Here is a 19,765-nt window from a genome sequence, read left to right as displayed (position 1 = left end):
TATTTTAAGTAAAATTAAAATACACTCATAATTTTTATTATAATTCTTCTATTTCTTTTATACTTAATCCTGTTATTTTATTTATAATATTAATATCTATATTTTCTTTTTTCATATTTTTAGCTGTCAATATTTGATTTTCTTTAATACCTTCTTCTTTTCCTTTTTTTATTCCTTCTTCCATTCCTAATCTTCTTTCTTCATCAAGCATTATTTGACTACCATATAAATAAGCCTCTTTCTTCTCATACTCCATCATCATCAATTTACTTTTTACAAAATTATTATATTTTTTCTGTACTTCTTCCATTATAGGTTTTTCTTTTACTATTTCAGACATATAAGCCTCCAAATTTTTGCTTGTAAACATTTTTAACCAACAGTTTAAGTCTTTAGTTAATATGTTTTTCTTAAATTTTTTTAATTCTATTATATGTATTTGAAGATGATCTGTAAGAAGTTTTTTATTATTCATCTCATAAAGCATATAACATGAGTGTATATTTTTTGTTTTATCTAAATTGAAATTGAGTAAATTAATACTTATAACAGGTGTGAGTTCATCATATCTTTCACCATGCTTTAATAACTTACTATAATTAGCTGCCCAATAATAAAGTATTCTTTCTGGAAATCTTGAATTACCTTGAAGCTGAATCTCTATTATAACAACTGAACCGTTTTGAGTAATACACTTGACATCGACTATGGTCTCTTTTAAATTCCTATTTTTCTTCAAATTAAATGGAGTAAGTATTTCCACAGAACGAAAAGTCTTCATATTAGCATTAATCATTATAGAATTAATAAAATCCAAAAGTATAGATTCGCTGCTTCCCTTATCGGTAAAAAGGTAACGTATAAAATAATCGTTCAAAGGATTGAAATATTTTATTTTTTTTATATTAGATTTTTTTTCCATAAATATATTATACTAAAATAAGAATAAATTGTCAAAATTTGAAAAAATGCAAATAAAAAAGTGCATACATATATAATGCATGCACTTTTTATTAAATATATTTCTTACAAAAAATTATTGTATATTCAAAATCTTAAGCATCTCAGCTTCTATTGCTTTAATATCTCCTTTTGCTTCCTGAATAGCTTTTATTTCTGATCTTCTTTGCTCCAATAGTTCTTCCTGACCTTGTTTATCCAAAGTAGCCTTTTTAGAAAAGTACGCATCGCTTATAAGTTTATCAGCCATTCTCAAAGTTCTGTCTGAAACTATTGCTTTATCGGATGCATTTTCTGCTTTAGACATATCAAAGCTAGCATCAGTTTTTAAAGCCCCTTCAGGTACTCCGTCAAGTATACTTCCTTTCCATTCCAATTTAGGCTGATAACTATATGTAATATAATCAAAATAATCTGCATTCTTGATTTCATTATTATCAATAAATATATCCAAAGCCTCACTAGAAGCTTCATTTAACAAAAACATTTTATTTTTACCGTCTTCAGTATATATTTTTTGACTTTTATTTAAATCCTGAAAATCTTGATTATTAATAAGCTGTCCTATTTCTGAATCAAAATCTACTTCCAAATTCTCTTTCAAAAGTAAAGTAAAATTCACTGTACCGCCTCTTCCTCCGCCATAATCATAATCCCCTGAAAGCATTAATTCTTCTTTGCCGTCATTATTGATATCGCATAAGAAGAAAGATGGATATACACGCCAACCCATTGTTTCATCTATATACTCCAAATATTTTTCTTCATTAAATTTACCGAAACTTATAAATTTAGAGCCTTTAGCATAATCTTTCAAATCATTTGTAGAAATTGAATTAATTTCAGCAGATTCTACTTCACCTATATCTCCAAGTCTGAAATTATAAGTTTTTACCTCTTCAAATGAAGCATATATATGATCATTCATAAACTCAGGATTATAATAATGCATATTTACTCTTGATTCAATTAAGAATGTATTTTTCTTAAACTCAAGAAAACTAAGTCCATTCCATCCGTCATAAGCATCTTCATTATTATGATCATAATAATTTCTAAAATACTCCGCATCATCAAAATATAATTTATCATTGCTGAGTCTATTTGTAACATAAGTTTTTAAATATTTATTTATTATATTTGTATTGACTATTTCTGGTACTATATTTACTGCAGCTATATGAGCTGTACCTTCCAATTCAATTGAACTTAAAGAATAATTATTTTCATTAAATAAATCTATATATCCATTATTTTTTGCAATATATCTAGAGAAACCATTGTTATAAGCATCAGCAACTAATTTTTCTGCTCTTAAAGAATCAGGAGCTTCTATTATATAATCAACTAATTTCATTTTATTGCTGTAAGCATTATCATCATCATACTTTGCTATCATCATAGATATATTAGTTCCGCCTGCTTTTTTCCATTCTGTTAAATACTTTTTTTCTTCTTCAAAATAATAAAGCGAATCGCAAGCAAAATGAGATAAGAACAAAGCTAAATAAACATCAGCATCTTTTTTATTTAATTTTAATAATTCTTCTCTTGCCTTTTTTAATGCTAAATTCTGATCAACATATAAATGTTCATCAGCATAATAATCTGTCAAATCTTCATTATATTTATCCCAAGTGCTGAATGTTTCACTAAATGGATCATAATTAACATTTGATATAAACTCTATAGAATATTTTTTTCTTTCATCATCATTTGCAAATTTCCTATTAAGAAAATCGAAATTTCTTTTTGCTTTTTCATTATTTTCTCTTAAATTTTTAAGCTCTTCATCAAATTTAGTTTTATCTACTCTCACACCTTTATAAACATATTTCATATCAAAGAATTCTTTTTTAGTTTCTGTTTTTTGATTATCTGATGAAGCAGTTTTTTGTTCATTAGTATTTTGCGATGTTTGATTCGTTTCTTTACTGCCACCGCCTCCACAGGAAATAATAGCGATCATTAAAATAAATGCTGCAATTATAGAAATAAAATTTTTCATATTAAACCGTCCGTAAGTATTTTGATTTTTGTATAATAAATTAAAACTATCAAAATTTCAATTAAAAAATATTTTTCATAATAAAAAAAGTGCATACATATAAAAAATATGCAAGCACTTTTTTATTATAACTTTTATATTTATTATAAATTTTTTATTTCTTCTATACTCAATCCTGTTATTTTACTTATAATATTAATATCTATATTTTCTTTTTTCATATTTTTAGCTGTTAATATTTGATTTTCTTTAATGCCTTCTTTAATACCTTCTTTAATACCTTCTTCTTTAGCTTTCTTTATATCCAACTCCATACTCTTATTAAAGAAATATGTATCTACTTCTCGTTTTTTATATTTATCCATTACAGGACTATCATTAACAAAAGTACGGCATTTCTTTTCTACTTCCTCAAATATAGTATTTTCTTTCATTAAGATAGACATATCTTCCCCAATTTATAAATAAAAAATTATTCGCTTTTTGAGTCTAGTAAATAAATTTACTAGACGCTCATAATTTTTTATATAAAAAAATTTTACCCAAGAAATGAATTCTTTATGTATATTATCAATATTTTCTATTTTATTAATATCGTTAAAATTGAATTTAGGAAGCTCAACAAAATGAAGTTGACAATGATCTGTTAAAATCTTATTATTATTTAATTCTTTTAATATATAAAAGCTATGCACTTTATCTTCATCTGTTAGTATAAAGTTTGTAATATTAATACTTACAGTTGGCTTTAATTCATCATAAAAAGAACCTCTATTTAAACTAGAACTATAATTATAAGCCCAATAGTATAAAGCTCTTTTTACAAAATCTTCATTTCCTCTGGATTGTATTTCTATTAAAACAGTTATTCCTTTTTCTGTAGTAGCCTTTATATCAACAATGCTTTCTTTTTCATCATAATTTTCTGCAATATTAAAAGGATTTAATATTTCTATTTTCTTAAAAGTTTCAAAGTCTAAATCTTTAAATACTGCATTAATAAAATTTAAAGCTATATTTTCATTGCCCGCATGCGAAAACAAATAGCGTACAAAATAATCATTAATTCTATTTAAATTCTCAATTGTAACAGGTTCATTTAATATTTGTTTTAATTTATCTAAATCTCTCATAATATTATTATACAAAAAATAATTATAAAAGTAAAGTTTATTAAATTTTGATATTTTTATCAATAAAAAAAGTGCATACATATATAATGCATACACTTTTTATTTAAACAATTAAAAAATTATTGTAGATTCAAAATCTTAAGCATCTCAGCTTCTATTGCTTTAATATCTCCTTTTGCTTCCTGAATAGCTTTTATTTCTGATCTTCTTTGCTCCAATAGTTCTTCCTGACCTTGTTTATCCAAAGTAGCCTTTTTAGCAAAATATGCATCGCTTATAAGTTTATCAGCCATTCTCAAAGTTCTGTCTGAAACTATTGCTTTGTCTGATGCATTCTCTGCTTTAGACATATCAAAGCTTGCATCAGTTTTTAAAGCCCCTTCAGGTACTCCGTTAAGTATGCCTCCTTTCCATTCCAATTTAGGCTGATAAGTATATGTAATATAATCAAAAACTTCTGCATTCTTTATTTCATTATTATCAACGAATATATCAAATGCTTTATTATTAAGAGTATCCAATAAAAGCATTTTATTTTTACCGTCTTCAGTATATATTTTTTGAATACATTCCAAAGATTGAAAATCAGGATTATTAATAAGCTTACCTATTTCTGAATCAAAATCTACTTCCAAATTTTCTTTCAAAAGTAAAGTATAATGTACTACACCTCCTCTTCCTCCTGTATAGTGATACTCGCTTGAAACCATTAATTCTTCATTGCCGTCATTATTAATATCGCATAAGAAGAAAGATGGAGAATACAAAGACCAACGCGAATACATTGCTTCTCTTACATAATCAGAATATTTTTCTCTATTAAATTTACCAAAACTTATAAATTTAGAGCCTTTAGTATAATCTTTCAAATCATTTTTAGAAATTAAATGAATTTCAGCAGGTTTTACTTTATCTATATCTCCAAGTCTGAAATTATAATTTTTTATCTCTTCAAATGAAGCATATAAATTATCTTTTATAAACTCAGGATTATAATAATGCATATTTACTAATCCGTTCATAGTACTTTCAATTAAAAATGTATTCTTTTTAAACTCAAGTAAATTAAGATCGTTCCATCCATTATAGGCATCGTATGTATCAAGATTATAATAATTTTCATAATATGCTAAATACTCATTTATACTATCATCTGTTAATCTATTTTTTATATAAGTTCTTATATATTTGTTCATTATATTTGTATTAACTATTTCAGGTACTATCATTAATGAAGCTACACTAGCTGTACCATCATATACAATTGAAGTTAAAGAATAATTATTTTCATTAAATAAATCTATATAGCCTGTATTTTTTACAATATATTTATAAAAACCATTATTATAGGCATCAATAATTAATTTTTCTGCTCTTAAAGAATCTGGAGCTTCTATTATATAGTCAACTAATTTCATTTTATTGCTGTAAGCATTATCATCGTCATAACTTGTTATCATCATAGCTATATTTGTTCCGCCTGCTTTTTTCCATTCTGTTAAATACTTTTTTTCTTCTTCAAAATAATAAAGAGAATCTGTAGCAAAATGAGATAAGAATAAAGCTAAATAAATATCAGCATCTTTTTTATTTAATTTTAATAATTCTTCTCTTGCTTTTTTTAATGCTAAATTTTGATCAACATATAAATATTCATCGACATAATAATCTGTAAAATCTTCATTGTACATATCCAAACTGCTGAATATTTCAATAAATGGATCATAATTAACATTTGATATAAACTCTATAGAATATTTTTTTCTTTCATCATCATTTGCAAATTTCCTATTAAGAAAATCAAAATTCCTTTTTGCATATTCATTATTTTCTCTTGCATTTTTAAGTTCTTCATCAAATTTAGATTTATCTGCTCTAATACCTTTATAAATATATTTCATATCAAAGAATTCTTTTTTAGTTTCTGCTTTTTGATTATCAGATGAAACAGTTTTTTGTTCATTAGTATTTTGTGATTTTTGATTTGCTTCTTTGTTTACACCTCCGCATAAAATTACAGCAGTCATTAAAATAAATGCTGCAATTATAGAAATAATTTTTTTCATATTGTACCCTCTGTATGTATTGTTATTTTTGTATAATAAATTAAAATTATCAAAAATTCAATTATAAAAAACTTTATATACTATACAGCAATTTTTATTTTGACAAACAAATATAATTTTAGTATAATACTTTCATTAGTTTCATAAATACAGAAAACTAAAAAACAATAAAAAACGGAATAAATTTTGTATAATCAAAAACATTTAAAAACAATAGATAAAGCAATAGAAAAAGCAAAACTTCTATACGATAACTGCGTATGCTGCGGACATATATGCAATGTAAATAGAAATAATAATAAAATAGGAAGATGCAAAATATTTGAAGATACTGTTCATATAAAAGTAGCTTCTCATACCTTGCATTTCGGAGAAGAACCTATGCTTGTAGGTGACGGAGGAAGCGGAACTGTATTTTTTTCAAGCTGTAATTTAGGCTGCGTATTTTGCCAGAATCATCAAATAAGTTCTGACGGAGTTGGAGAGGTAATAGATGTTGAAACTTTAGCTGAATATTTTTTGGATTTAGAAAGACAAGGAGCTAAAAATATTAATTTTGTAAGTGCAACTCATGTTATATATCCGGCTTTGAAAGGATTAAAAATAGCTTTAGAAAAAGGACTCAATTTACCTATAGTATACAATACCAACGGTTATGATACAAAAGAATTATTGGATTGTTTAGACGGTATCATTGATATATATTTGCCTGATTTAAAATATGTTTTCGATGATAAAGCAGTAAAATATTCTAAAGCAGAAAATTATTTTAATGTAGCCATAAATGCAATAGAAATAATGAAGAAACAAGTCGGAGATTTAGTTCTTAATAATGAAGGAATTGCTCAAAGCGGAATAATAATAAGGCATTTAATACTTCCAAATAATGAATCAGATTCTTATGACGTATTAATAGAATTAAAAGAAAGAGGTTTCTTAAACACTACAATATCATTAATGTCGCAATATAATCCAAAGTTTAAAGCTTGTGATTTTGAATCTATTAATAGGAAATTAAGCAAAAAAGAATACGATGATTTGGTAGATTATGCTCTTGATTTAGGATTTGAAAATTTATTAGTTCAGGAAATGGAAAGTTCTGAAAATTATTTACCTGATTTCACAAAAGATAAACCTTTTGAATAAGAGTTAATATTATATACTAAAAATTTTTAAGTTTGTCAATATTTATCTTTTTTATTTTATTGTTTGTGGTGTCTTTGCCCACCGCTCTGCGTACTTCGTAACCCCCCAGTTCTTTTGCGACTAAAAGGAGTACCTTTAGGTATGGTATTGCCACAAAGAATCTATATCCTCGACAGGCTCGGATACGCTTCGTGAAAGACTGCATTTTTAGTCAGAATATAGTTTTATCTTAATATTTAAATAAAACTTAATAATATTTTATATTATTAATAAATAAAAATTACATTTATGAATAACTCAAAATTGACAAAATATAGTTGTTTAGGTATATACTAAAAATTTAATTTCTAATAAACTTAATATTTTTTATAATAACAATTTTTGATGAATCATAATTAAAAATTTAATTTAAAGAAATTATATATATTCTCTTTTGCTTTTTGTTCTAAAATTTCATCACTGCCCTTTATAGTTACATAAACCTCATCGCCTACTTTCAAATTAAGCTGCATAATTCCTATAATCTTTTTTATATCTTTTGAATTATTTCCTTTAATGATAGTAACTTCGCATTGGCTATCCTTTGCTATTTTAGCAAGATCGCTCAAAGGTCTGGCATGTATATTATTTGTATTATTTATAATATAATTAAAATCAGTCATAACACTACCCCTCACTATTATTGCTTTTCAATAAATACATCAAATTATCAAAAGTCTTATTTTCTATCAATTTCATAACAGTATTTTCATTTAATAAAAAGTCTACTGTATACTGATAAAATTTCTTCAAATTATCATCTTTATTGTTTGATATAGAAATTAAAAACACAACCTGTACATTATTTTTATACCATACAATAGGCTTATCCAATACAGCAACATATACAAAAGTTTTATCAGTTAAAATATCGAATGGATGCGGAATTGCCACTAAGTTTCCAAAATCTGTTTCTGATAAATATTCCCTTTTCATAACTGAATCATAAAAATTGTCTGGTATATCTATATATTTTTTTATATCAATGCATATATTTTTTATTATTTCATCTCTTGTATTGCCTTGAATATTTAATGAGAATAAATCTTCATTATAATAATCATGTAAGAAATCATTCTTTGATAATTCCAAAGCATTTTTAACATTTATAATATCATTAGTTTCCAAGAAAAGACCTATCTGTACAATAGGAACAGGCACTTTAAATGCTATTGGTACTGTTGAGAATATATAATTTATCTTTGAAAAATCAAAATCTTTAAGCATTATTAAATCGGTTGTATAAATATTATCTATATATTCTCCAAATTCTTTTTTATATTTATACATAAGTAATTTTGAAGTAGTCTTACCGCTGCCGCAAACTATAAGAATATTTATTTTACTTTTATGATCATTATTTTCTTCTAATGCTATTTGAAATAATAAAGCTAAATACCCTATTTCATCATCTGGAATTTCTTTTTTATAATAACTTTTCAAAACGGTATTAGCCTCAGAAGCTATCAAATAAGCTAATCCGTAATTACTTTTTATATCGCAAAGCATAGGGTTTTTTTGTAATACATTATATCTTATTCTTATATCAAATGGTATCATATGATGATTCAGTAAAAGTCTTAAATTAAGATTATTTCTTAAATCTATTTTTAAATTATTAAATACTAAATCAAGCATTTCATGGACTATATTATCTAATTTATTTTGTATTATAAAATTAGGATTATCAGAAGATATTAATAAACTCTTTGACGCCATATGTATTGCTATAAATATCACTTCTGTATCATTGAATTTTATACCTATTTCTTTTTCTAATATTGCAGCTAATTTCTTTGCCAACTCCAATTCTTCATCTTTTATATCTTTAAGTACATCTTCATTATATGAATTGATTACTCTATTATTTTTTATTCTTTCTGCTGAAACTGATATATATTGTATAAAATTTTCTAAATTGATTTCGGATAATTTAATATCATTATCTTTAATAAAATTAATAATTACATTCTCTATTAATTTATTTTTATATATTTCATCATCTATTTGCTGTTTTAAATAGTAGTCTATAATACAATTTCTAATATCAAATTCTGTTCCTATTAACTTAATTCCGTAATTAGGTCTTCTTTCTATTTTTATATTATAATATTTAATATTATCTTCTATAAGTTTTAGAGTATTAGTTAAAGTAGTTTTTGATATATCAAGTGCTTCGCTTAAAGTATCAGATTTAATATATTCATCATTGTTTATTAAATATTCAAAAATATATTTTACTCTATATTCAAAATCATTTACCATATTAGAATTAAAGTTAATGGCTTTAATATCTTTATTATCATCGCATAATAATATATATCCGTATCTTGGTTTGGATACTATTTTTATTCCGGTTTTTTCAAACTCATTATTTAATTCATGAATTTTTATTCTTATTGTTTTTTCACTAACATTAAGCTCTTTTGCCAATCTTTCAGCCGTTATATATGAATTAGCTGATAATATAGATAATATTTCTTTAACATATTTACTTTTCATACTATATATTATACACCATTTAACGTCATAATCAAACAAAAAACTACCAGATTAATATAGAACTTTTAACGTTTGAGTTATTATAAAAAAATGATAATCTATTATCATAAAATAAAACTAGAGAGGTTTAATATGACAAAAATTTTATTATTATGTTCAGCAGGCATGTCTACTAGCATGGTTGTAAAAAAAATGAAAGAAGCAGCAGCAAAAAAGAATATAGAAGCAGAAATTGAAGCTGTAAGCACTGCTAGATTTTATGAATTATTAGACAGTTATGATGTATTCTTACTTGGACCACAAGTTAAATTCCAAAAAGCAGAATTCCAAGCAAAAGCTAAAGAAAAAAATAAACCATTAGATGTTATAGACTTCAAAGATTATGGTACTATGAACGGTGAAAAAATATTAGATTTCGCTTTAAGTTTAAAAGTAGAGTGATAAAACAGTAATAAAAACAATACAAAAGATAAATATTTATAGGATTAAAATAAATTGTAATAGGATTATTTATGAGAGAACTAGGTATTTCTATTTATCCATTTCATTCAAAAATGGAAGATAACAAAGCTTATGTAGATTTAGCTTCTAAATACGGCTTTACTAGATGTTTTATGTGCTTATTATCAGTTGAACATTCTAAAGAAGATATTATTAAAGAATTTTCTACTATAATAAATTATGCAAAAGACAGAGGTATATACACAACTTTAGATATATCTCCAGCTGTGTTTAAACATTTAGATATATCTTATGATAATTTAGAATTCTTTTATAAATTAGGAGCTTGGGGAATAAGATTAGATTTAGGATTCAGCGGCAATGAAGAAAGTTTAATGACTTATAATGATTATAATTTAAAAATAGAACTAAATATGAGCAACTCTACTTCATATATAGATACTATAATGAATTATTATCCTAACAGAGAAAATTTAATAGGTTGTTACAATTTTTATCCTCATGCATACAGCGGATTAGACAAAAAGCTATTTATTGAAAGTATGAATCGTTTTAAAAAACATTCAATAAAATCATCAGCTTTTGTTAATGCCAAAGAAGCAACTTTCGGACCTTGGCCTGTAGATGATGGTATATGTACTTTAGAAGAACATAGAAATCTTCCTATAGAATTACAAGCTATGGAATTATTCTTCTTGGGTGCTGATGCTGTATTTATTGCTAACTGCTATGCTAATGAAGAATCTTTCAAAAAGCTTCAAAGTTTAGATAAAAGATTAATAACATTAAAAGCTAAATTATTAGATAATATACCAGAAATAGAAAGAAAAATTATCCTTGAAGAGCTTCATCAAAACAGAGCTGATGCTAGTTCATATTTTATCAGATCATCAAACCCTAGAGTAAAATATAAAGGAAATAATTTTAAAATATTTAATCCTATTACAGACATTAAAAGGGGAGATATACTTATAGATTCTTCAGAATATGGTACTTATGCTGGAGAATTGCAAATTGCATTAAAAGATATGAAAAATACTGGAAGAACAAATATTGTAGGCAAAATTGATGAAAAATATTTATTCTTATTAGATTATATAAGCATGTCCCAAAGATTTAAAATTACAGAATAATTTCAATTAATCAAATATTAAAAAATTACATCTTGCAATCACTAATTATTTTATATTGCAAGATGTTTTTAATCATTAAAAATAAAAAAATATATATAACAATTTAATTATGGAGAGTAAATCATGAATGATAAATTAATGGCTATCATAGAAAATAAGGTTTTGCCAATAGCTTCTAAAGTGGCAAGCAACAGATATTTAAATGCAATTAGAGATGGTTTTGTGTTTTCAATGCCTTTTGCAATAGTGGGTTCCTTTATACTTCTTATTTTTAACTTACCATTTACAGATAAAAATACATTTTTGTATATGGAATGGTATACTAATTTAATGGCTGCCTTTAAAAATGACTTAATACAGCCTTTTTATGTTAGTATGGGTATAATGGCACTATTTGTAGCTTACGGTATAGGTTATTCATTATCAGGACATTATCAGCTTAATTCTGTAACAGGCGGATTTTTATCATTATATAGTTTTTTAATAGTATCTGCAAAAGTAGAATACGTTACTATAATAGAATCAGTAGCAAAATCTTTTTTAGTAAATGCTGATACTTCAATACTTGCTATGGATGCTAGATATATGGACTCAAAAGGATTGTTTGTAGCCATTATATTCAGTATAATATCCATAGAAATATTCAAGGTATTGGTACATAAAAAAATGATTATAACTTTACCTGATTCTGTACCTCCAGCAATAGCAAAATCTTTTGAATTGATAATACCAGTTTTTGTTGTAACAGTATTATTCCAAGCTATAAACTTAATAATACAAAAGAATTTCTTGATAATGGTTCCTGATTTAGTTATGAAAATATTTGAACCATTATTACATGCTTCTGACTCTTTACCTTCAGTAATATTAATACTATTCCTTATACATTTATTATGGTTTGCTGGTTTACATGGTACTAACATATTAGGTGCTATAGTATCATCAATTACAGCATATAATATAGCTGTAAATCAAACAGCATTACAAGCAGGAGAAGCTATTACAAAAGTTTGGGCTGGAGGTTTCTTTGACTGTTATGCTTTGATGGGCGGTGTTGGTACTACATTAGGATTAGCAATAGCTATGGTAAGAAGTAAAAATGAACATATTAAATCTATTGGAAAAATATCTATTGTACCTGCAATATTTAATATAAATGAACCTATAATGTTTGGAACACCTGTAGTAATGAACCCTGTTTTAATGATACCTTTCATATTTGTTCCAATCATTAATGCATCAGTAGCATTTATATTGACAAAATTAAATATTATAGGTCATATTGTAGCATCTGTTCCTTGGACAACACCAGGTCCTTTAGGTGCTTTACTTGCTACTAATTTTAATTTTGGCTCTATGATATTAAGTTTGGTATTAATATTTACTTCTTATTTAGTATATATACCTTTCTTAAAAGCTTATGAAATATCTTTGGAAAGAGAAGAAGCAAATAATAAATAAATTAATGAGGTTTTTTATAATATGAAACAATATAAATTCAAAGATAATTTTTTATTTGGAAGCTCTACATCAGGACCTCAAAGCGAAGGTTTCTATGATAAAGCTAATAAAAGTATATGGGATTATTGGTTTGAAATAGCACCAGAAAAATTCCATAATCAAGTAGGCCCAGTATATACATCTAACTTCTTTAGAGATTATAAAGAAGATATAAAATTAATAAAAGAAACTGGTCATAATGTTTTGAGAACTTCAATACAATGGAGCAGAATAGTAAAAGATTTCAAAACTTTAGAATTAGATGAAAAAGCAGTTGAGTTTTACGGCAATGTTATAGATGAACTTATAAAAAATGATATAGAACCTATAATGTGCTTATACCATTTTGATATGCCTTTAAAACTTCAAGAAATAGGCGGATTTGAAAACAGAGAAGTTGTAGAATTATATGCTAAATATGCTGCTAAAATGTTTGAACTATATGGTGATAAAGTAAAAAAATGGTTTACATTCAATGAGCCTATAGTTGTTGCTGAAGGCGGATATTTATATAAATTCCATTATCCTGAAGTAGTATCATTTAAAAGAGCAGCTCAAGTAGTTTATAATATGAACTTAGCTAGTGCAAAAGCTGTAAAAGCATTTAAAGAATCTGGAAAAACTGGAGATATAGGAATCATATTAAACTTAACTCCTTCTTATCCTAGAGATGAAAATAATAAAGAAGATTTACAAGCTTCACATATATGCGATTTATTATTTAATAGAAGTTTCTTAGATCCAGCTGCTAAAGGAGAGTTCCCAGAAAATTTAGTAAAATTCGTAAAAGAAAATGATCTTACTCCTATATGTGAAGAAGGCGACAAAGAAATATTAAAAGAAAATACAATAACTTTACTTGGAATAAATTATTATCAGCCTAGAAGAGTTAAAGCTAGAGAAACTAAATTTGAATCAGATACCTTAATGCCTGAAAATTTCTTTGAACCTTATGAAATGCCTAACAGACTTATGAATCCATACAGAGGTTGGGAAATATACTACAAAGGTATTTATGATATAGCTAAAAATATACAAAATAATTACTCTAATATGAGATGGCTCATAACAGAAAATGGAATGGGCGTTGAAAATGAAGAAAGATTCATAAAAGACGGCGTAGTAGAAGATGATTACAGAATAGAGTTTGTAACAAAACATTTAAAATGGCTTCATAAAGGCATAGAAGAAGGTTCTAATTGTATTGGATATTTAATGTGGACACCTATAGACTGCTGGTCTTGGCTTAATTCATATAAAAATAGATATGGATTCATTCGCTGCGATTTAGAAAGCGGTAAAAAAACAATAAAGAAATCAGGACATTGGTTTAAAGAGCTTGTAAAAAATAAAGGCTTTGAAGCTTAATTTTTTAATATATAATTGGAGGTATAAATATGTCAAATAAATTAAAAATAGCTACTATTGGAGGAGCTTCTTCATATACTCCTGAAATTATAGAAGGATTTATAAAGAGATACGACAAATTGCCAGTAGATGAACTTTGGCTTGTTGATATAGAACCTTCAAAAGAAAGATTGGAAATAGTAGGAAATCTTTCAAGGAGAATGATAGAAAAAGCAGGATTAAAAGATAAATTCAAAATCTTTACAACTTTAGACAGAAGAGAAGCTATAAAAGATGCCAGCTTTGTAACTACTCAATTAAGAGTTGGTTTATTAGATGCTAGAATAAGAGATGAAAGAATACCTTTAAGTTATGGTATGATAGGTCAGGAAACTAATGGTGCAGGCGGATTTGCTAAAGCATTAAGAACTATACCTGTAATATTTGATATTTGTAAAGATATAAAAGAATTAGCTCCAAATGCTTATCTTATAAACTTTACTAATCCATCTGGAATAGTTACAGAAGCAGTTTTGAAATATCACCCAGAAATAAAAATAATAGGACTTTGTAATGTTCCTGTAAACATGAAAAAAAGTGTAGCAGAAATATTGAATGTTCCTGATGAAGAAATTACTTTCGTTGCCGGAGGAGTAAATCACTTCTTATGGGGAAGAGAAGTAATACATAAGGGTGTTGATAGAACTCAGGAAGTTTTAGAAAAATATTTAGATGGTTTTGAAAACGGCCCTGCTAATATCAATACTGAAATAGCTTGGATAAAAGAACAAGTACTTGATACTAAAATGATACCTTGTCCTTATCATAGATACTACTATCTTACAGATGAAATGCTAAGAGAAGAATTAGCAGAATTTAGAGATGGTAAAGGTACTAGAGGAGAACAGGTAAAAGATATAGAGAAAAAATTATTTGAAATATATAAAAATCCAGACTTAAACACTAAGCCTAAGGAATTAGATAACAGAGGCGGAAAATATTATTCTGATTCTGCATGCGAGCTTATAAGTTCATTATATAACAATGCCGGTACTGAAATGATAATATCTACAAGAAATAACGGTACTATAGATTGTTTGCCAGATGACTGTGCTGTTGAAATAACTGTTAATGTTTATAAAGATGAATTAAAACCTCATAAGCAAAAACCATTCCCTATTGAAGTAAAAGGATTATTACAGCTTATGAAAAACTTTGAACAATTAACTGTAGAAGCAGCTGTTCATGGAGATTATGGTAAAGCACTTCAAGCATTAACTGTTAACCCATTGGTTGTAAGCGGAAGAGTTGCTAAAACTGTACTTGATGAAATAATCAAACAAAATAAAGAATATTTACCACAATTTTATAAAAATAAATAATTTATATTAGGAGATTGACTATGACTGAAGAACAAGAAAAATTTATGGAAGAAAATGTATTTCCTATTATTAGTTTAGCAGGAGAAAGCAAAAGCTTAGCTTATGAAGCTTTAAGACTTGCTAAAGAAAAAAAATTTGCAGAAGCAGCTGAAAAAATTAAAGAAGCTGATGAAATAATGTTAAAATCTCATGAGTTTCAAACTAATTTAATAACTAGGGAAGCAGATGGTGAGAAAATAGAAATTACTATGTTATTCGTTCATGCACAAGACCATTTAATGACTGCTATGAGCGAAAAAAATCTAATAAAAGAAATGATAAGTTTATTAGAAATGAATCATAATAAATAATCTTGCTTTTAATCCATTCTATTCAATAAAAAAAGGGACTTAAATATTTAATTTAAGTCCCTATTATTTTTTATAATATAAATATTTAATTTCATGCTAATAAATCTCCTTTATGGCTTATGCATAGTTCTAATGAATTAGTTAATTTTATTCTATAGAAATTTATTCTTTTATTTATTTCAAATATACTAGCATTAGTGTATCTTTTCATTACTGATTTTACTTTACTAGCTATATTTCTTGGAAGTACATTTTCTTTTATCATATCATCGCTAATTATATAATTCCAATCTCCATTTTTATCAAAATTAATATAAGTTCCATTTGATAATTTTACTTCGTATTCATCTTTTATTTTATCAATGTATACTATTTTAACTTTACCAAAATAGCATTCTATGAATCTTTTAGCGTTTTCAGGCAATTTACTAGGTGTTATTTTTATAAAAAGGTTTAATGTATTAGTCATAATGTCCCTCCTACTATGTATGTAAATTATCTTTACAATTATATTATACTAAATTGTAAGTTTTTGGCAATATTATTTTACAATAATTTTACATTATTTTTACATTTATACCTATTTTTAAACATACTATAATACATATAATACAAATATAACCTAAATTGTAAATTTTATGTAAAAATATTAATAAAATTACCAGTTATTAAAAATCTCTATATTATTATCTTGCGGTCTTTTTCAAAATGTGATATTCTATTTTTTTAGCTTGATAATAATACTGGAAATAAAAATGGAAAACTTTAATGAAACATTAGACTATATATACTCATTTATGGGAAAAAAAACATTACATAAAAAGAATTTAAATCATATAAACAATGTAAAAGAAATATTAAAAGTTTTAGGATATAAACAAACATTCAAAGTTATACATATAACAGGAACTAAAGGTAAAGGATCTACTACATTAACATTATCAAAAATGCTTTCATCTATAGGATACAAAGCAGGAGCATTTACATCTCCTCATATAATAAATGAAAGAGAAAGAATATCAATAAACGGTGAATGGATTACTGAAGAAGATTTTGTTAATATAACTAAGAAAATTAAAAATATTATTGAAAAGAATGAAATATACAGCAATATTACAGTATTTGAAATATTTACAATAATAGGTTTATACTATTTTTATATAAAAAGCGTGGATTATGCTTGTATTGAGGTTGGAATAGGAGGAAAACTTGACTGTACTAATATAGTTGATTCTTGTATAAGTATATTAACTTCTATTTCTTATGATCATATGGAAATATTAGGATACACTATAGAAGAAATAACAGAACAAAAGGCAGGCATTATAAAACCAAATTCAACAGTAATATCAGCATATCAGGAAGAAAATTCTATCAAAATAATAAAAAATATATCAAATGAAAACGAATGTAAATTATATGTATTCAAAAAAGATTTTGATGCTGACATAATATTAAACAGCAATGAAAAATTAGAATTCATTTATAAAGACAATGGTAAAGAGTATAATTTTTCCACTACCCTTCTAGGAGAACATCAAGCTGAAAATATTTCTTTATCTTTCAAAGCATTAACAATACTTTTAAAAAACGATAATAACTGCACAGAAAAAAATATAAATAAAGCTATTAATTCATTAAAAGATTTCCATATAAATGCAAGACTATCATTCATGCAAAAAAATCCTGATATAATAGTCGATGGTGCTCATAATGCTCAATCATTGGAAAGAGTATTAGAAACTATATATAAATGGTATGATGATATAGTAATATTATTTGCCCCATTGAGTCAGAAGGACATAAAAGGCATGGCTAATGTTTTAAAACAGCATGATTCTATTATAATATTAAGCTCGCCTGATAATATATCTTATAAAGAAACAGACAGTTATAAAACTTATGAGTATCTAAAAGACAATGATAATGTAAAACATATACCAGATTTTAAAGAGGCAATTGAAAATATAAAATCAATAAATAAACCATTACTTGTTATAGGCTCGTTATACACAGCAAGTGAATTTATAACTATATACAAAAAATAGCAGTATATACCTAAACAACTATATTTTGTAAAATAGAGATTTAAATACTTCCAAATTAACCTTATAGAATTTGTACTATTCTATTTTTTAATACCATTTCTGATAATAATCATTCTTTTTACAAAATTCTATAATAGGTAAATGTACGCCAATTTGGCATACTCTATATCTGTATTTATTTTTATATTTTATATAATAAAATTATAAGTTTATTAATTATATAAAAATAGGGATATATAAAAAAATATATATCCCCATTAAATGTTATAAAACTTTTTCTATAAAATATATAGATATTATTCTTCTGCAAAATTAAAGAAATCTAAATGAAGTCCTATTTGAGCTCCTATATCAACAGATGCTAATTTACCAGGATACATATATCCTGCACCTAATGAACCTAAATTGTCTTTTGTCTGTATATATGGTATATCAAAGTTAACATATAATGCCAAACTTACAAAAACCATATGAACTCCTGCATATAATTTTACGTAAGGTAATAAAGTATTATCAAATCTGCTTTTAACAGATGTACTGCTTAATTTTATACCATTACCATTTTCTGAATATTCACCTGTAAAAGGAATTTTTACTCCGCCTCCTACACCTAGCATAAACAACGAAGGTCTCCATTCTATACTAAGACCTGTCATAAGAGTATCAAATTGATGCATATAAGTTGAAGAATTTTGCTGAAATTTAAATGTATCTCTATACCAGCCGAAATCAACAGCCAAAGATATATAATTATACCCCTTATTATCTATTTTAAATGAAACTCTAGGCTGAAATACAACACCAACTTCAAATGCAGATTTTGGACTAAATGTTAAATACGGATCTGTTCCTCCATTTGGATAGAAAGTAGGAATACTTCCGCCCAATGGAATATACATCCCAATTCCTACGGAATGAGAGTATGCTAAAACAGACGTCATTAGCAATAAACTCATTGATAATAAAACTTTTTTCATATTTTCTCCTTAAAACTATTAAACTTAGGAATATGATAGAAATATGAAATAATTTAGAATATTTATATTTTAGATAGATAAGATAATTAAAGAATAAACGAATGTTTTAAAAATTTGAAAATATAAGTATAAATTTTTTGAGATAAAAATATTGCATAAATTAATTCCATAAACTTTCATAAACCTATTTTTTAATATAAATTCTTTTTACATTAAAGTCAATATAAAAATATGTTTTTTATCATACTATACCTTAGTATTATTTATAGTTTTTATAGAATAGTTTACAAATAAGGAGTTTATCGCTAGCAATAATAATAAATTATTATTTTATATAAAAATAGGGATATATACGAATATATATCCCATAAGTTTGTTATAAAACTTTTTCGTAAATGTATGGCTTATTTCTTATTTAGTCAATTATGAATTTACAGTCTATTTTACAGATTATACTATTTCATACAAAATCATTATCATATATAACAATTAAGTTTTGTATGAATATACAAGTAAAATATTAATGACTTTAAGAATTTTTCAAAGAAAATTTTTATGGTTAATTTTATGAGGATTTTATATTGTGAAAAATTATGTAATATAGAAAAGGAATTTTCTAAGAAAAATATTGTTAAATTCATTTTATTAACTTTCATAAACCCATAAGCAGTATAACAATATTTTACAGAAAAGTCAATATATAATTTTAAAC

Annotated in this window: 15 protein-coding genes and 1 pseudogene; 8 read left to right on the top strand and 8 right to left on the bottom strand. The window is 25.4% G+C overall.

Features of this window, described 5'->3' with window-relative positions:
- Window positions 1-37: 37 nt before the first annotated feature.
- From R4K56_RS12015 to R4K56_RS12000, 4 genes and pseudogenes are all read right to left on the bottom strand, one after another.
- Window positions 38-922 carry an Rpn family recombination-promoting nuclease/putative transposase gene (locus tag R4K56_RS12015; RefSeq protein ID WP_335770739.1) on the bottom strand — a complete coding sequence of 295 codons (885 nt, stop codon included), beginning with the start codon at window positions 920-922 and terminating at the stop codon, window positions 38-40.
- 114 nt (window positions 923-1,036) lie between these two features.
- The gene (locus R4K56_RS12010; protein ID WP_335786916.1) at window positions 1,037-2,968 is read right to left on the bottom strand and encodes a lysozyme inhibitor LprI family protein; all 1,932 of its coding nucleotides are present in this window, start codon (window positions 2,966-2,968) and stop codon (window positions 1,037-1,039) included.
- A 143-nt stretch (window positions 2,969-3,111) separates the two neighbouring features.
- Window positions 3,112-4,101: pseudogene (locus R4K56_RS12005) on the bottom strand (Rpn family recombination-promoting nuclease/putative transposase).
- A gap of 119 nt (window positions 4,102-4,220) precedes the next feature.
- Complete coding sequence (locus R4K56_RS12000) at window positions 4,221-6,167, bottom strand: lysozyme inhibitor LprI family protein (protein WP_335772722.1); 1,947 nt, start codon at window positions 6,165-6,167, stop codon at window positions 4,221-4,223.
- Between the two features lie 183 nt (window positions 6,168-6,350).
- Between R4K56_RS12000 and R4K56_RS11995 the strand changes: the two genes are divergently transcribed.
- Window positions 6,351-7,313 (top strand): radical SAM protein, encoded by a 963-nt coding sequence (locus R4K56_RS11995; RefSeq protein ID WP_335772728.1) that lies wholly within the window; start codon window positions 6,351-6,353, stop codon window positions 7,311-7,313.
- 395 nt (window positions 7,314-7,708) lie between these two features.
- On the opposite strand, the gene R4K56_RS11990 is transcribed toward R4K56_RS11995, so the two are convergent.
- Window positions 7,709-7,975: an HPr family phosphocarrier protein gene (locus R4K56_RS11990; protein ID WP_297296288.1), complete on the bottom strand. Its 267-nt coding sequence runs from the start codon at window positions 7,973-7,975 to the stop codon at window positions 7,709-7,711.
- 4 nt (window positions 7,976-7,979) lie between these two features.
- Window positions 7,980-9,854, bottom strand: a complete 1,875-nt coding sequence (locus tag R4K56_RS11985) for a BglG family transcription antiterminator (RefSeq protein WP_335772723.1) — start codon at window positions 9,852-9,854, stop codon at window positions 7,980-7,982.
- A gap of 132 nt (window positions 9,855-9,986) precedes the next feature.
- On the opposite strand from R4K56_RS11985, the gene R4K56_RS11980 reads away from it, so the two are divergent.
- From R4K56_RS11980 to R4K56_RS11955, 6 genes are all read left to right on the top strand, one after another.
- Window positions 9,987-10,295: a PTS sugar transporter subunit IIB gene (locus R4K56_RS11980; protein ID WP_297296284.1), complete on the top strand. Its 309-nt coding sequence runs from the start codon at window positions 9,987-9,989 to the stop codon at window positions 10,293-10,295.
- 71 nt (window positions 10,296-10,366) lie between these two features.
- The gene (locus R4K56_RS11975; RefSeq protein WP_335772724.1) at window positions 10,367-11,449 is read left to right on the top strand and encodes a DUF871 domain-containing protein; all 1,083 of its coding nucleotides are present in this window, start codon (window positions 10,367-10,369) and stop codon (window positions 11,447-11,449) included.
- 123 nt (window positions 11,450-11,572) lie between these two features.
- Complete coding sequence (locus R4K56_RS11970; protein WP_335770445.1) at window positions 11,573-12,910, top strand: PTS sugar transporter subunit IIC; 1,338 nt, start codon at window positions 11,573-11,575, stop codon at window positions 12,908-12,910.
- Between the two features lie 21 nt (window positions 12,911-12,931).
- Window positions 12,932-14,317, top strand: coding sequence for a glycoside hydrolase family 1 protein (locus R4K56_RS11965; protein WP_335772725.1), 1,386 nt, complete (start codon window positions 12,932-12,934; stop codon window positions 14,315-14,317).
- 29 nt (window positions 14,318-14,346) lie between these two features.
- Window positions 14,347-15,678: a 6-phospho-beta-glucosidase gene (locus R4K56_RS11960; protein WP_335772726.1), complete on the top strand. Its 1,332-nt coding sequence runs from the start codon at window positions 14,347-14,349 to the stop codon at window positions 15,676-15,678.
- A gap of 20 nt (window positions 15,679-15,698) precedes the next feature.
- Complete coding sequence (locus tag R4K56_RS11955) at window positions 15,699-16,028, top strand: PTS lactose/cellobiose transporter subunit IIA (protein ID WP_335757761.1); 330 nt, start codon at window positions 15,699-15,701, stop codon at window positions 16,026-16,028.
- A gap of 91 nt (window positions 16,029-16,119) precedes the next feature.
- On the opposite strand, the gene R4K56_RS11950 is transcribed toward R4K56_RS11955, so the two are convergent.
- Window positions 16,120-16,497 (bottom strand): PepSY-like domain-containing protein, encoded by a 378-nt coding sequence (locus R4K56_RS11950; RefSeq protein WP_335770448.1) that lies wholly within the window; start codon window positions 16,495-16,497, stop codon window positions 16,120-16,122.
- 286 nt (window positions 16,498-16,783) lie between these two features.
- On the opposite strand from R4K56_RS11950, the gene R4K56_RS11945 reads away from it, so the two are divergent.
- Window positions 16,784-18,076 carry a bifunctional folylpolyglutamate synthase/dihydrofolate synthase gene (locus R4K56_RS11945; RefSeq protein WP_335772727.1) on the top strand — a complete coding sequence of 431 codons (1,293 nt, stop codon included), beginning with the start codon at window positions 16,784-16,786 and terminating at the stop codon, window positions 18,074-18,076.
- Between the two features lie 296 nt (window positions 18,077-18,372).
- Here R4K56_RS11945 and R4K56_RS11940 read toward each other — a convergent pair whose 3' ends face one another.
- Window positions 18,373-19,053: a hypothetical protein gene (locus R4K56_RS11940; protein WP_335757758.1), complete on the bottom strand. Its 681-nt coding sequence runs from the start codon at window positions 19,051-19,053 to the stop codon at window positions 18,373-18,375.
- Window positions 19,054-19,765: the final 712 nt, after the last annotated feature.

It is taken from the genome of Brachyspira pulli, from assembly GCF_036997785.1.
Taxonomy (GTDB): Bacteria; Spirochaetota; Brachyspiria; order Brachyspirales; family Brachyspiraceae; genus Brachyspira; species Brachyspira pulli.
Note: the sequence above shows the minus strand (reverse complement) of the source record. Positions and strands in the feature narration are given on the sequence as shown.